This window comes from Aureimonas psammosilenae (assembly GCF_009176975.1).
GTDB lineage: Bacteria > Pseudomonadota > Alphaproteobacteria > Rhizobiales > Rhizobiaceae > Plantimonas > Plantimonas psammosilenae.
The window spans coordinates 326,339-340,791 of sequence record NZ_WEZG01000004.1 but is presented as its reverse complement, the minus strand read 5'-3'; the positions used below and the strand labels follow the sequence as shown (position 1 = coordinate 340,791).

The 14,453-nt window shown below is 65.3% G+C and carries 10 protein-coding genes; 5 read left to right on the top strand and 5 right to left on the bottom strand.

Annotated elements, in window-relative coordinates:
* Positions 1–118: 118 nt before the first annotated feature.
* Positions 119–628, top strand: a complete 510-nt coding sequence (locus tag F9929_RS10355; RefSeq protein WP_152046476.1) for a thermonuclease family protein — start codon at positions 119–121, stop codon at positions 626–628.
* A gap of 6 nt (positions 629–634) precedes the next feature.
* Here the strand turns inward: F9929_RS10355 and F9929_RS10350 are convergent, their stop codons facing one another.
* Entirely contained in the window at positions 635–1,399 is a 765-nt protein-coding gene (locus F9929_RS10350; protein WP_152046475.1) for a hypothetical protein, read from the bottom strand.
* A 166-nt stretch (positions 1,400–1,565) separates the two neighbouring features.
* Between F9929_RS10350 and F9929_RS10345 the strand changes: the two genes are divergently transcribed.
* The gene (locus F9929_RS10345) at positions 1,566–2,876 is read left to right on the top strand and encodes an SAM-dependent methyltransferase (RefSeq protein ID WP_235919169.1); all 1,311 of its coding nucleotides are present in this window, start codon (positions 1,566–1,568) and stop codon (positions 2,874–2,876) included.
* A 62-nt stretch (positions 2,877–2,938) separates the two neighbouring features.
* Here the strand turns inward: F9929_RS10345 and F9929_RS10340 are convergent, their stop codons facing one another.
* The 3 genes from F9929_RS10340 to F9929_RS10325 all read right to left on the bottom strand — a co-directional run bounded on the left by F9929_RS10340 (position 2,939) and on the right by F9929_RS10325 (position 8,766).
* Positions 2,939–4,891: a calcium-binding protein gene (locus F9929_RS10340; RefSeq protein ID WP_152046474.1), complete on the bottom strand. Its 1,953-nt coding sequence runs from the start codon at positions 4,889–4,891 to the stop codon at positions 2,939–2,941.
* A 708-nt stretch (positions 4,892–5,599) separates the two neighbouring features.
* On the bottom strand, positions 5,600–7,570 hold the full coding sequence (gene acs, locus F9929_RS10330; RefSeq protein WP_152046472.1) for an acetate--CoA ligase: 1,971 nt from the start codon (positions 7,568–7,570) through the stop codon (positions 5,600–5,602).
* Positions 7,571–7,674: 104 nt separating this feature from the next.
* Complete coding sequence (locus tag F9929_RS10325) at positions 7,675–8,766, bottom strand: AI-2E family transporter (RefSeq protein WP_152046471.1); 1,092 nt, start codon at positions 8,764–8,766, stop codon at positions 7,675–7,677.
* A gap of 156 nt (positions 8,767–8,922) precedes the next feature.
* On the opposite strand from F9929_RS10325, the gene F9929_RS10320 reads away from it, so the two are divergent.
* The gene (locus tag F9929_RS10320) at positions 8,923–9,555 is read left to right on the top strand and encodes a DedA family protein (protein ID WP_152046470.1); all 633 of its coding nucleotides are present in this window, start codon (positions 8,923–8,925) and stop codon (positions 9,553–9,555) included.
* Positions 9,556–9,559: 4 nt separating this feature from the next.
* Here the strand turns inward: F9929_RS10320 and F9929_RS10315 are convergent, their stop codons facing one another.
* The gene (locus F9929_RS10315; RefSeq protein WP_152046469.1) at positions 9,560–10,228 is read right to left on the bottom strand and encodes a YggS family pyridoxal phosphate-dependent enzyme; all 669 of its coding nucleotides are present in this window, start codon (positions 10,226–10,228) and stop codon (positions 9,560–9,562) included.
* Between the two features lie 997 nt (positions 10,229–11,225).
* Between F9929_RS10315 and leuS the strand changes: the two genes are divergently transcribed.
* Both leuS and F9929_RS10305 read left to right on the top strand, forming a co-directional pair.
* Positions 11,226–13,874 carry a leucine--tRNA ligase gene (gene leuS / locus F9929_RS10310; protein ID WP_152046468.1) on the top strand — a complete coding sequence of 883 codons (2,649 nt, stop codon included), beginning with the start codon at positions 11,226–11,228 and terminating at the stop codon, positions 13,872–13,874.
* On the top strand, positions 13,861–14,451 hold the full coding sequence (locus tag F9929_RS10305; RefSeq protein WP_152046467.1) for a hypothetical protein: 591 nt from the start codon (positions 13,861–13,863) through the stop codon (positions 14,449–14,451). The genes leuS and F9929_RS10305 overlap by 14 nt, the downstream gene beginning before the upstream one ends.
* Positions 14,452–14,453: the final 2 nt, after the last annotated feature.

Below are 14,453 nucleotides of genomic sequence, written 5' to 3'. Positions count from 1 at the left end.
CCGACGGAACCAACCGGCCCTTCCATCCGCTTTCTTGTCCAGAACGCGGATCGCGATTTGACGCCGGCACGCGCGAGGAATATGTTCCTATAATTCGGCTGTTTCGGGTTCATCCCATATGAGCGGCATTCCATTCTCCACCCTCTGCTTCGCGCTGGCGCTCGTTGCCGTCTCGCCCGTCGCCCATGCGGCGGAGGGCGCCAATGACGAGCGCACCGTTTCCGGCCCGGTGGCCGCGCGCGTCCTGAAGGTTCGCGACGGCGACACGGTGGAGGTGGAAGCTTTCATCTGGCCGCAGCAGGTCGTGCGCACCGCCGTGCGCCTTCGCGGCATCGACGCACCGGAACTGAAAGGGCGCTGCGAGGCCGAGCGCGAGGCGGCGGTCGTGGCGCGCGACCGCCTGACCGCGCTTCTCGGTCAGAACCGCCTGGAACTCACCGACATTTCCGGCGACAAATATTTCGGCCGGGTTCTCGCCGAAGTCGCCGTGCCCGGCACGCCCGACGTGTCCCGCCAACTCGTCGAGGAAGGGCTCGTCGCGCCTTATCGCGGCGACAAGCGGCGCGACTGGTGCGTTGATGGCGCGGCGACGGCCCTCCAAACCCCGCGCGGCGGAAATTCCGGCTGAGGCTTTCTACTGACCGGGGGCCGGAACGCTCGGCACGTAGTTGTCGAAGGTGCTTTGCGTTTGCGCCGGGGCCGGCGTGCCGGGCGGCGGCGAAGACGGCATCGCATCCGGACCGGTCGGCTGGGCGGGCGGGGGCGGCGCGGGAGGCGGATTGTCCGGGTCGATCGTGTCGAAGCGCATTTCCACCTGACGCCATTCGGCATAGCGCTCGGCCGGCAACTTGTAGGGCTGGCAGCGATTGATCGCGTCCGCCGCGCTGGTGGCGAACTTCGCGCCGATCGGCCCCGCCGGCTTGTCGATGATCATGGGCGAGCCGTCGAGCGCCCCGTCCGGCGTCAGCTTCACCCGGATGCGGGCAAAGCCTCCTTGCGCGGGCGTGCCATAGACCTTCGGAATGGCCGTCCAGCAGGTTTTCACCTTATCCATCACCCGGTCGATATCGAGCGGCGGCAGGTTGGAAGGGGTCGGGGCCGGGCTCCCAGGCGCGGGCGGCGACAAAGCCGGTGCGGCCTGCGCGGTCGGGTCGAGCTGCCGCGGCTGCTGGGTGGAGGGCTGGCCTGCTGCCGGATCGAGCGGCTCCACCGCGACATCCGACGGGGTGGAGGGTGTGCCGTCGACATTCGGATAGGCGTTGGGCGACACCGGATCGGGCCGGGGCGAGCTTTCTTCCCGTCCCCCGTTCAAGGGCACGTAGTCGGGAACCTGCGCCTTTGCCGTGCCCCAGCACAGAACGGAAGCGACCGTCACCGCCGCGAGGATACCGGATCGCATGAAAGCGGGCTCCGTTTGAAGGAATGAATCGAGAAGTGAAACAACCGAACGGCGTTTCGCGATCCCTTGGAAACAGTGTCGGAGCGTGTTCCGTCAAGATCGAAGACGCGGACACGCTGGTCGAACTCCTGTCATCTGATAGAAAAGCGCCGAGCGGAGGGGACGGATGCCCATGGATACCAAGGCGAGCGAGCGGCTGACATCCTTCCGCAGGCTTCTCGATCACGCGCGCGACCGGCTTCGGCTCGATCTCGGCTTCCGCCTTTGGGATGGCAGCCTCGTTCCCTCCGACTGGCCGCAGGACGCCCCGGCCATCGCGATCGCCGACGAGAACGTGGTCGCCGCCCTTCTTCGCGCCCCCAAGGCCGAAACGCTCGCCAACCTCTGGGTGGCCGAGCGCATCGACATCCTGAACGGCTCGATCTTCGATCTCGTCGCCCGGCGCCCGAGCGTCCGCACCAATGAGATCCGCCGCACGCTCGACCGCCGTTTGGCGCTCACTACCGGCCTCAAGTTCCTGTTCCTGCCGCGCGGTGGCCCTTGGCCGCTGGAGGAGATCGCCACCGAAAAGGAAGGCGGCGACAAGCGGCGCAACAAGGAGAACGTTTCCTACCATTACGACGTGTCGAACGAGTTCTACGCGCTCTTTCTGGATTCCCGCATGGTCTATACCTGCGGCTACGCCACGCGCTGGGATGCCGGCCTCGACGAGATGCAGGAGGCCAAGCTCGACCATATCTGCCGCAAGCTCCGCCTGAAACCGGGCGACAGACTTCTCGACATCGGCTGCGGCTGGGGGGCGCTTTGCATCCATGCCGCGCAACACTACGGCGTCCACGCCCATGGCGTCAGCCTGTCGGAGGAACAGGTGGCCTATGCCAGGCAAAAGGTGTGCGCGCTCGGGCTGGAATCCCTCGTCACGATCGAGATCGGCGATTACCGGCACGTCACGGGCAAATACGACAAGGTCTCGTCCGTCGGCATGCAGGAGCATCTCGGCTTCGACCAGTACGACGCCTATTACGAGACCGTCCGGCGCGTCCTCAAGAAAGGCGGCCTCTACTTCCATCAGGCGATCACGCGCCCCGCCAAGCGGCGCACCAAGCTCCTGAAGCGCCAGAACCCGGAATTTCGGCTCCTCACCAAGTACATCTTTCCCGGCGGCGAGCTCGACAATATCGGCTCCACGGTGCAGTCGCTCGAAAAGCACGGCTTCGAGGTCCACGACGTGGAGGACCTTCGCGAGCACTACGCGCGCACCTGCCGCCATTGGCACGACCGGCTTCTCGCCCGCTACCCCGAGGCGGTGGCGCTGGTCGGCGCGCCGAAGACGCGCCTTTGGCTCGCTTATCTCGCCGCCTGCTCCATCGCCTTCGAGCGCAACACCGTCTGCCTCTACCAGACCGTCGCCTCCCGCCGCCGCCGCGGTTCTTCCGGCCTGCCGCCGACACGGGAGGATCTGTATTCGACGACGTGAAAAACCGCCCCGGCGTGAACCGGGGCGGTTTTTTCAGGGGCTTCGATGCGGAGCGAGGGCGCTTAAAGGTGGAAGTCGCCGGCCACGTAGTTCAGGCCCTTGGCGACGAAGTCCGTGCCGGAAACGCCGACCGAGGACCCGTCCTGCATCACGTCTTCCAGAATGCCGGCCAGCTTGTCGGCGGCGATGTATTGGCCGAAGGCCGTCGAGCGCTCGTCGTTGGACAGGAACTGGCCGTTGTCCCAGAAGAACCACTTCAGCGTCACCGAGGATTCGTTGGCCTGGCCCTTGGCGAAGAACAGCGTCAGGTCGCCGCCATCGGCCGAGCGGGCGCCGGAAACGAAACCGTTCTGCGTGATGGAGGCGAGATCGGCCTTGTTGTCCCAGAAGCCGGCCTTGCTGTTGAAGGCCAGAAGCTGGTCGCCTTCGGCGATGCGGAAGCCGTTGATCGTGTCGTTGCCGAAGCCGGCGGCCTTGCCGTCGCGATCCTCCAGGAAGAGGGCGAACTTGTCGGCGCCGTTGCCGGTCCAGAACTGGTCGTTGCCGTCGGAAACCGCGCCGGACACGCCGCCGAGCTGGATCTTGTTGTTGCCGCCATTGGCGTAGACCACGTCGTCGCCGGCACCCGCCACGATCGTGTCGTTGCCGTTGCCGGTGGTGATGCGGTCGTTGCCCGCGCCGCCGTTCACGCGGTTGTTGCCGCCATTGACGTCGATCTGGTCGTTGCCGTCGCCGCCGAACACGACATCGTTGCCGTCATTGGCGGTGATGCGGTCGTTGCCGGCGCCGCCGAACAGGATGTTGTTGCCGCCGTTGCCGCTGATCTGGTCGTCGTCGGCCCCGCCGTCGAGAAGATCGTTGCCGTTGCCGCCCGTCAGGTTGTCGCGGCCCTCGCCGCCGAAGACGCGGTTGTTGCCTTCGCCGGCATGGAGGTTGTCGTCACCCTTGTTGCCGATCAGCGTATCGCAGCCGTCGCCGCCGGACATGTTGTCCGCACCGTTCGTGCCGAGAAGGTAGTCCTTGCCGCTGCCGCCCCAGTAGCCGCCCCACTGGGCCTGCGTCTGGACGTTGTCGAAGCCGGCATAGGCGGCGTCGAACGAGCCGGCGACCGCATTGACGCCGTCCGACACGGAAAAATGGAAGCTGTCGGAGAAGGTGCCGTTCGCGGCGGGCTGCACGGCGCCGCCGTAGAGCGTCACGCGGCCGGCATCGATATCGCTCTGCGTGAAATGCGTGCCGACGCCGGCGATCTCGCCGTTGACGAGCAGCGTGCCGACCGAAGCGGCGGTGACGGTATAGGTGAGCGCGGCACCCTCGGCGTCGGTGGCGTGGAGATCGTCCGCGCCGAGCCTGGCATGGGTGTCGCAGGCGCCGAGCACCGGCGACAGCGTGTGCTGGTCGATGACAGGCGCTTGGTTCACCGGCACCGGCGGCTTGCCGATGTCGATCAGATTGCCGGCAAGGCCCTGCTTGAAGTTGAGCTGGTTGTCGTTCACGTCCTTGTCGAGGAAGCCGAACGTCACGGCATGCTTGCTCGTGAGGCTGTCGTAAAAGCTCTTCAGCACCGATGCGTCGGTTGACGAAAACCAGCCGGTGGCGAGCCTATCGTCGGGGAAACCGTTCTGGATCGAGGAACCGGTCTTGCCGTCGTTGGTCGTGACCTGGGTCGAGACGTTGCTGCAGTCGCCGAAATTGATGCCGTTCAGCAAGAGCCCGTTGTCGTGGAAATCGAAATCGCCGGCGGCGGAGTCGCCGTCATAGAGGGTGACGCGCACGGCCGCTTCCTTCAGTCCGCCGCCGAGGGCAGCGATCGTGGCGGCATCGAAGCCGGACTGGGTGCCGATGGTGACGGGCGTAGTGGTCGGGTAGCCCTCGTAAAGACTCGACGCGGAAATCTGGCTCACGATTCTGACGCCGTTGAGGCCGACGAGATCGAGAACGAGTCCACCGATTTCGGTGACGCCGGTCGGAAGAGCGCCCTTCGAGGTCGGCGAAGTGGTCGTGAAAGTCGTCATAATCAATTCCCCCAAAAACTCTACGCAGGAAAAAAGGACGCCACGGCACCGTCGGAGGCAGATGAAAGGCCGTTCCTCGGTGCCGACTGGTTAACAATTCCTTCCGGCTACGGAGAGATACATCGCTGAAACCGATCCTTCCGTAAAGATAGTTCAGGCGCTCACTCGAATAATAGATTGGTAACTATTAATCCGGAACAGTCTATTATAATTCTACTTGGATTTTACCGATCGAACCTTCGCGGATGATTTTCATCGCATCGGTCCGGTTCACGATCGGGATCGCGGCGGATGATCGGCCGCGCGGCGGGGAGAAGACCGTCAGGCGGCGCCGTCCTGCCGCTGGCCGCCATCTTCTCCATCCAACAAAAGCGGAAAGCTCTTCGCCGCATCCCAGGAGATGCACGCCAAGCATCACCAAGAATACAAAAGGCCGCTTCCCCATTGGAGAAGCGGCCCCGTGATTGTCTGAAGTGCCGGGATCAGACGAACCGTTCCCGGATCGACATATCTATTACGCGTAGGAAGGAGACTGCTCCATCGACGCACCGAGATACAAAGATCCAACCGGCACCAGGAAATCACTCGACATTGGATCACCTCCTTCCATTACGTTGAACACGAGAAGAGTATGGGATGAGAAAAGCGGCAGGACAAGGGCATTGTCGAAAAAATCGCCAGCCCTGCCGCTTTGTCGCATTTCATCGTTTATGCAGCCGCTTCCTTGCGCCGGTTCTGGCGGTTGGACACGAGATCGTCCACCACGGTCGGGTCGGCGAGGGTCGAGGTGTCGCCGAGCGCGCTCGGCTCGTCTTCGGCGATTTTCCTGAGGATGCGCCGCATGATCTTGCCCGAACGCGTCTTCGGCAGGCCAGGCGCGAACTGGATCTTGTCGGGCGCGGCGAAGGGCCCGATTTCCGAGCGCACATGGGCCACGAGTTCGCGGCGCAGATCCTCCGAGCCTTGCGTGCCGCCCATCAGCGTCACGTAGCAATAGATGCCCTGCCCCTTCACGTCGTGCGGATAGCCGACCACGGCAGCTTCCGACACGGCCTTGTGGGACACGAGAGCCGACTCCACCTCCGCCGTGCCCATGCGATGGCCGGAAACGTTCAAGACATCGTCGACACGGCCGGTGATCCACCAATAGCCGTCCTCGTCGCGCCGCGCCCCGTCGCCGGTGAAGTATTTCCCCTTGTAGGTCGAGAAATAGGTCTGCTCGAAGCGCTCGTGATCGCCGTAGACGGTGCGCATCTGGCCGGGCCAGGAGTCGGCGATGCAGAGATTGCCTTCCGCGACGCCTTCCAGCACCTTGCCCTCCCCGTCCACGAGTTCGGGCTTCACGCCGAAGAAGGGTCGCGTCGCGGAGCCGGGTTTGAGCGCGGTCGCGCCGGGAAGCGGCGTGATCAGGATGCCGCCGGTCTCGGTCTGCCACCACGTGTCGGAGATCGGGCAACGCTCGTCGCCGACCACGCGATAATACCAGAGCCAGGCTTCCGGGTTGATCGGCTCGCCGACCGTGCCGAGAACGCGCAGGGATTTGCGCGAGGAGCGCTTCACGAAATCGTCGCCCATCCCCATCAGGGCGCGGATGGCGGTCGGCGCGGTGTAGAAGATGCTCACCTCGTGCTTGTCGATCACCTGCCAGAAGCGCCCGGCATCGGGATAGCTCGGCACGCCCTCGAACATCAGCGTGGTCGCGCCGTTGGCGAGCGGCCCGTAGACGATGTAGCTGTGGCCCGTGACCCAGCCGACATCGGCCGTGCACCAATAGGTCTCGCCGGGGCGGTAGTCGAAGACGTGTTGGTGCGTCAGGGAAGCGTAGACGAGATAACCGCCGGTGGTGTGGAGGACGCCCTTCGGCTTGCCGGTGGAGCCCGACGTGTAGAGGATGAAGAGAGGGTCTTCCGCACCCATCGGCTCGGGCTCGCACGTGGCCGCGACGGTGCCTCGCGCTTCGTGCCACCAGACGTCGCGCCCGGCCTCGACGGGCACATCGGCGCCGGTGCGCTTCACGAGAAGGACCTTATCGACCTGCTGCCCCGCCTTGGCGGCGCCGGCGATGGCCTTGTCGACATTGGCTTTCAGCGGCACCTTCTTGCCGCCGCGCACGCCCTCGTCGGCGGTGATCACGAAGGTGGAGGCCGCGTCCACGATGCGGCCGCAGATGGAATCCGGCGAGAAGCCGCCGAAGACCACCGAATGCACTGCGCCGATCCGCGCGCAGGCGAGCATCGCGAAGGCCGCTTCCGGGATCATCGGCAGGTAGATCGTGACACGGTCGCCCTTCTTCACGCCCTGATCCTTCAGGACGTTCGCCATGCGGCAGACCTCTTCGAGGGCCTCTGCGTACGAGATGCGGCGGGCCGGCTCGGCGGGGTCGTCCGGCTCGAAGACGATCGCGGTCACATCGCCTTTGCCGCTCGCGACATGGCGGTCGAGGCAATTGGCGCTGGCGTTGAGGACGCCGTCCTCGAACCATTTGATCGAGATGTTGCCGGGCTCGAAGGAGGTGTTCTTGACCGTTGCGAAGGGCTCGATCCAGTCCACGCGCTTCGCTTGGTTCCGCCAGAAGCCTTCGGGATCACTGACACTCTCGGCATAAAGCTCGCGATAGCGCGCGTCGGTCAGCGAAGCGCCCTGCGCCCACTCGTCCTTGACGGCGATGGTTTGCGCCATGGCCCGATCCTCCTCATGGTCCGAACCGGCCTCCCGAGCCGGCTCGTCCTTTCTTCCTTAGAACCGCTCGGAACGGCGGTCCAGATCGCACGGGTGAACCCGTCTCAATCATCACCGCTCTCCTCCGGGCCGCCGAGGACGTCCTCGACGTAGAGTTCGCGCACCAGCGTCACAATCACCGCCACCATGGGCACCGCCAGGACGAAGCCGAGAAGGCCGAAAAGAAGGCCGAACACGACCTGGACGCCGAGCGTCAGGGCCGGCGGCAGGGCCGAGGTGAAGCGCTGGGCGACCGGCTGGGCGACGTTGGATTCAACGCCCTGGATCAGGACATAGACGCCGAGCGCCCAGAGCGCCATTTCGGTGCCCTGTCCGAGGCCCGCCAGCACGATCACGACGCCGGCGACGAACGGGCCGACGGTCGGCACGAAGGCCAGGAGACCCGCCTGGAGCGCCAGGAGAAAGGCGTTCTGCATGCCGATGGCCCAAAGCCCGATCCAGGAGATGGTGAAGATCAGCGCCATCGAGATGGCGTCGCCCGCCACCCACATGATCAGGGAATGCGCGCTCTTCTTCAAAACGTCGGAAACGCGGGCACGCTTGGCCTTGGGCAGAAGCGACACGAGGCCGTCGCGGTAGAGACCCGGCTGCCAGGAGATGAAGATCGCCAGAAACAGGACGACGAAAAGGTTGCCGACGCCGCCGAGCGCGCCGAACACCGCCTTCTGCGCCGATGAGAAAATGCCGGACGCGTTCTGCATGTCCTGGCCGATATCGCCGACCGGCAGGCCGAAATCGGAAAGCTTTCCCGCCAGCGTCTGCGCCTGATCCTTCACGGCGGCCAGAAGCGTGTTGAAGTCTTGGGCCAGCGCCACGCCGCCCCAGGCGAGCGGCGCGGCGAGGGCGGCCAGAAACAGAAGATAGACCAGCATCATCGCCACCCCGCGCGGCAGGCCGATGCGCTGGAGGAGCCGGCCGATCCCGCAGAAGATCGCCGCGACGAGGAGGCTGGCGAAGATCAGAAGAAAGGCGGAAGCGGCGGCATAGAGGGTGAGCGCGGCCAGCACCATCGCCAGAACGATGGCGGTGACGACCACCGTGTCGCCGGCCAGCCGCTTGCGCCGCGGATCGTCGACGGACGCGGCGTCGCCCTTGAAGAGCCCGCCCAGCGAAAAGGATGTGGAGTCGGAAGTCATGTCGGATGCCGGTTCCCCGCCGAACCCGATGCCGGCGCTGAAACGAGGAATCTAAGGCGGCGACGCATCCGTCCCACCACTGCCGCGCAGGAGTTTTGCGAGGAACGTGCCCGCGCGACGACAGACGAGCGCCCTCCCTGCCGATAAAGTCGCTTCATGGAAACACTTCTCGCCCCCGTTCTTTCCGCCGTGCTTGCGGCCATCTCCTTCGGCGGCCTGTTCGGCGTCGGCTTCCTGATGGCGCTGGAGTCGGCCTGCATTCCCATTCCGTCCGAGCTGATCATGCCCTTTGCGGGCTATCTCGTTTCGACGGGCCGCTTCGAGCTATGGCCGGTGGCGCTTGCCGGCGCGCTCGGCTGCAATCTCGGCAGCCAAGTCGCTTATACGATCGGCGCGAAGGGCGGGCGGCCGCTCGCCGAGCGCTGGAGCCGCCATTCGGTCTTCGGGGAGCGGGAACTGCAACTCGCCGACCGGTTCTTCGCCCGCTACGGCGCTTGGGCGATGTTCATCGGCCGCTTGCTGCCGATCGTTCGCACCTTCATCGCGCTGCCGGCCGGCATCGCGCGGATGAACCTTTGGGTGTTCCACCTCTACACCTTCGCCGGGTCGCTGATCTGGTGCGCGGCGCTTGCCTATGTCGGCATGCGCCTCGACGAGAACTGGCACGACAGCGCGACCCTGAAGACGGTGATGCACGTCGCCGACATCGCCGTGGCGGTGGCGCTTCTTGGCGGCGCCATCTGGCTCGCCGTGGATTTCCGGCGCAAGCGGCGGGCGCGCGGCTCCTGACCGTTCAAGCGTAGTTCCGCGCGCCGAAGATCGCCGAGCCGACGCGCACGGAGGTCGCGCCGAAGCCCACCGCCGTCTCGTAATCGCCGCTCATGCCCATGGAGAGCTTCGCAACGCCGGCCTCGCGGGCGAGCTTTTCCAGAAGCGCGAAATGGGGTCCGGGCGCGTCCTCGGCCGGGGGAATGCACATCAGGCCCTCGACCGCGAGGCCGAACTCGGCGCGGCAGCGCGCCACGAAAGCCACCGCCTCGCGCGGGGAAATGCCGGCCTTCTGTTCTTCCTCGCCTGTGTTGACCTGAACATACAGGCGGGGAGCAAGGCTTTGGCGGGCGATCTCCTTGGCGATCTCGCGCGCGATCTTCTCGCGGTCCACCGTTTCGATCACATCGAAAAGCGCCACGGCTTCCGCCGTCTTGTTGGACTGGAGCGGGCCGATCAGGTGCAGCTCGACATCGGCAAAGCGTGTCCGCAAGGCAGGCCATTTCCCCTTCGCTTCCTGCACCTTGTTCTCGCCGAAAACGCGCTGGCCTTCTTCGAGGACAGGCAGGATCGCCGGAGCGTCGTAGGTCTTCGACACGGCGACAAGCTGCACCGAGCCGGCAGGACGCCCGTACTCGCGCTCGGCGCGGGCGATGGAATGGCGGACATAGGCGAGGCGATCGACGGCGCTCATGGGCGTCCTTGGAAACAGGTCACGAATGATCTATCTTGGTGGAGTGGACGGCGGTTTTCACCGCCGCCCGTTTCGCTAGAAGATGAATGTGACCCGGAGCGAGGCCTGCCAGCCGCTCCGGGTTTTCTTCATCTCAAGCGTGATGGTCAGTGGCAAAAACCACATCCTCATCATCTCCATTTCGAGAGCGAGGCCTTCGCCGAGGCCGGGGTGGCCCGTCCTCCCCGGTGGCATCGCTGGCCCGATGCGCCCTGCTTTCGTTCTCGAAACGGGACGGCTCATATCGCGGCGACGGCTTTCCGCACAACAACCGCTTTGAAATGGCGTGGGTTCGGCTTATCTTGGCGGAGTGGATGCCGACCGATCGCATCGGCCGACACCCGTTTCGCTAGAAGACGAGTCTGACCCGGAGCACGACTTGCCAGCCGCTCCGGGTCTTCTTCATCTCAAGCGTGATGCTGAGTGGTAGAAGCCACATCCTCATCATCTCCATTTCGAGAGCGAGGCCTTCGCCAAGGCCGGGGTGGCCCATCCGCCCCGGTGGCATCGCTGGCCCGATGCGCCCTGCTTTCGTTCTCGAAACGGGACGGCTCATATCGCGGCGACGGCGTCCCGCACAACTCGCCGCTTTGAAATCACGAGGGATCGGCTTATCTTGGCGGAGTGGACGGCGGCTTTCGCCGCCGCCCTTTTGCTAGAGCATGAATTGGACCCGGAGCGTCACTCGCCAGTGTCTCCGGGTCTTCTTCACCTCGAGCATGATGCTGAGTGGTAGAAGCCACATCCTCATCATCTCCGTTTCAAAGGCGAGGCCTTCGCCTTGGCCGGGGTGGCCCGTCCTCCCCGGTGGCATCGCTGGCCCGATGCACCCTGCTTTCGCCCTCGAAATCGCTGCCCGTGTCCTGTCACACGATGCTTGCCCTTGCCTTGGCGAGCTTTGGTGTGTTGAACGGCAGATTAGTCATTAGTGACAAATCTTCTGATCGAAGCGCCCCGCATGTCGAACGTCGAACGCTACAATCCACGCGAAAGCGAGCCTCGCTGGCAAAAGGCCTGGGACGAGAAGAAGCTTTTCGAAACGGCGAGCGATGGGTCGGGCGAAACCTACTACGTCCTGGAAATGTTCCCCTATCCGTCGGGACGCATCCATATGGGGCATGTGCGCAACTATACGCTCGGCGATGTCGTCGCCCGCTACAAGCGCGCCAAGGGCTTTGCCGTCCTCCATCCCATGGGCTGGGACGCCTTCGGCATGCCGGCCGAGAACGCGGCCATGCAGAACAAGGTCCATCCGCGCGAATGGACCTATGCCAACATCGCTTCCATGAAGAAGCAGTTGAAGTCCATGGGCCTGTCGCTCGACTGGTCGAGGGAGTTCGCCACCTGCGACCCGGAATACTACGCGCAGCAGCAGCACCTTTTCCTCGACATGCTGGACAAGGGCCTCGCTTATCGCCGCAGCGCCAAGGTCAACTGGGACCCGGTGGACATGACGGTCCTCGCCAACGAGCAGGTGATCGACGGGCGCGGCTGGCGCTCGGGCGCGCTCGTGGAACAGCGCGACCTGACGCAATGGTTCTTCCGCATCACGACTTACGCCGAAGACCTGCTGCAGGCCTTGGACGACCGCCTGCCCGGCTGGCCGGAAAAGGTGCGGCTGATGCAGCGCAACTGGATCGGCCGCTCCGAAGGCCTTTCCCTGCGCTGGGCGCTGGAGAAGAACGAAACGTTCGCCAAGGCCAAGATCGCTATGGCCGAGCCATCCGATACGCTTACCGTCTTCACCACGCGCCCCGACACGCTGTTCGGCGCCTCCTTCCTGGCGCTCGCGGCCGACCATCCGCTGGCCAAGGCTGCGGCCGGGAACAACCCGGAGCTGGCGAACTTCATCGCCGAGCTGCGCCATGGCGGCACCTCGGCGGCTGAGATCGAGACCGCCGAAAAGCGGGGCTTCGACACCGGCATCCGCGCCGTCCATCCGCTCGACCCGTCCTGGACGCTGCCGGTTTACGTCGCGAACTTCGTGTTGATGGAATACGGCACGGGCGCGATCTTCGGCTGCCCGGCGCACGACCAGCGCGACCTCGACTTCGCGCGGGCCTACGACCTGCCGGTTCTGCCAGTAGTTTTGCCGCTCGACACGAGCCCGTCCGACTTCACGGTGGACGATGTCGCCTATGATGGCGACGGCTCGATGATCAATTCGCGTTTTCTCGACGGCTTGTCGCCGCAAGCCGCCTTCGCGGAAGTGGCCAAGCGCCTGGAAAACACCGATCTCGGCGGAAGCCCGCAAGCCGAGCGGAAGGTGAATTTCCGGCTGCGCGATTGGGGCCTGTCGCGCCAGCGCTATTGGGGCTGCCCGATCCCGGTGCTCCATTGCGAGACTTGCGGCATCGTGCCGGAAGCGCGCGAAAACCTGCCCGTCCGGCTTCCGGACGACATCGACTTCGACAAGCCCGGCAATCCGCTCGACCGCCATCCCACCTGGAGACATGCGACCTGCCCCCGATGCGGCGGTGCGGCCCGGCGCGAAACCGACACGATGGACACGTTCGTGGACTCGTCCTGGTACTTCGCGCGCTTCACGAGCCCGCACGCGCCCACGCCGACCGTGCCGGCTGTCGCCGATGCCTGGCTACCGGTGGACCAGTATATCGGCGGCATCGAGCACGCGATCCTGCACCTCCTTTATTCGCGCTTCTTCGTGCGCGCGATGCGCGACACCGGACACTTGAGCCTCGACGAGCCCTTCAAGGGCCTCTTCACGCAAGGCATGGTGGTTCACGAGACCTACCGGCAGGACGGCAAGTGGATCGAGCCTTCCGAGGTGAAGATCCTCGGCGAAGGCGCGGGCCGCCATGCCGTGCGTCTGTCCGACAACTCGGCGGTCGAGATCGGTCCGATCGAGAAGATGTCGAAGTCCAAGAAGAACGTCGTGGACCCGGACGACATCATCGCCTCCTACGGAGCCGACACGGCGCGCTGGTTCGTTCTGTCCGACTCGCCGCCCGAACGCGACGTGATCTGGACGGAAGCAGGGGCGGAAGGCGCGCACCGCTTCGTGCAGCGTGTCTGGCGCCTCGTGGCGGAAGCCGCGCCGAAGCTCAAGGATGCCGGCGCGACTGCGGCGAGCGACGATGCTGCGGCCAACGCCATTCGCCGCCTCGCCCACAAGACGGTCGCCGGCGTGTCCGACGATATCGAGCGCCTCGCCTTCAACAAGGCCGTCGCGCGGCTCTACGAATTCGTCAACGCCTTGTCCTCGGCCTTCTCGGATGCCGCCTTCCCCGCGTCGCCGGCAATGGCCGCGGCGTCGCGCGAGGCTCTGTCCTTCCTCGTACGCCTCCTTGCGCCGATGATGCCGCATCTGGCGGAAAGCGCTTGGGGGCAGCTCGGAGAAACGGGACTCGTTGCCGAGGCGCGCTGGCCGGAAGCCGACCCGCAGCTTCTGGTGGACGACGAGATCACGCTTCCCGTCCAGATCAACGGCAAGAAGCGCGGCGACTTGACGGTGTCGGCCAAGGCCGGCAAACCTGAGATCGAGGCGGCCGTGATGGCGCTCGATGTCGTGGTGGCGGCCCTGGACGGCCAGACACCCAAGCGTATCGTGGTGGTTCCGGGAAGGATCGTGAATGTCGTTCTCTGACCGCCGGCCGCGTCTGCGCCCCCTCGCGCTCGGCCTTTTGGCTCTCGCCTTGCCGCTGGTTTCCGCCTGCAACGTCAGGCCGCTCTACGGGCAGGGCGAAGGCCTCAGCCTCGGCGGCGCGCCCGCGCCCGCCATCGCCGACCTGAAGGGCCGGATCGACGTCGCGCCGGTGTCCGACCGCACCACGCAGATCGTCCGCAACACGCTTCTCTTCGGCTTCAACGGCGGCGACACGCCGTCCGCGCCGCTTTACCGCATCGTCGTGACGGCGGCGGGCACGGAATCGGTCGTGTCGATCCAGCAGGGCACCGGCATTCCGGCGGCCAGCATCTACCGTCTCGTCGCCAACTACTCGGTGACGCGCACCACGGACGGCAAGGTGATCACGACAGGCTCGCGCTTCGCCAACGCGCCCTTCGACCGCAACCGCCAGCTTTTCGCCGCCACGCGCGCCTTCCGCGACGCGCAGGAGCGGGCCGGCAAGGACGTCGCCGACCAGATCCGCCTCGTGGCCCTGTCGGCGATCCGCAAGGACCTGCCGAACCTTCTGGCTTCCGCGCCCGCCGGCAAGTCTTAAGC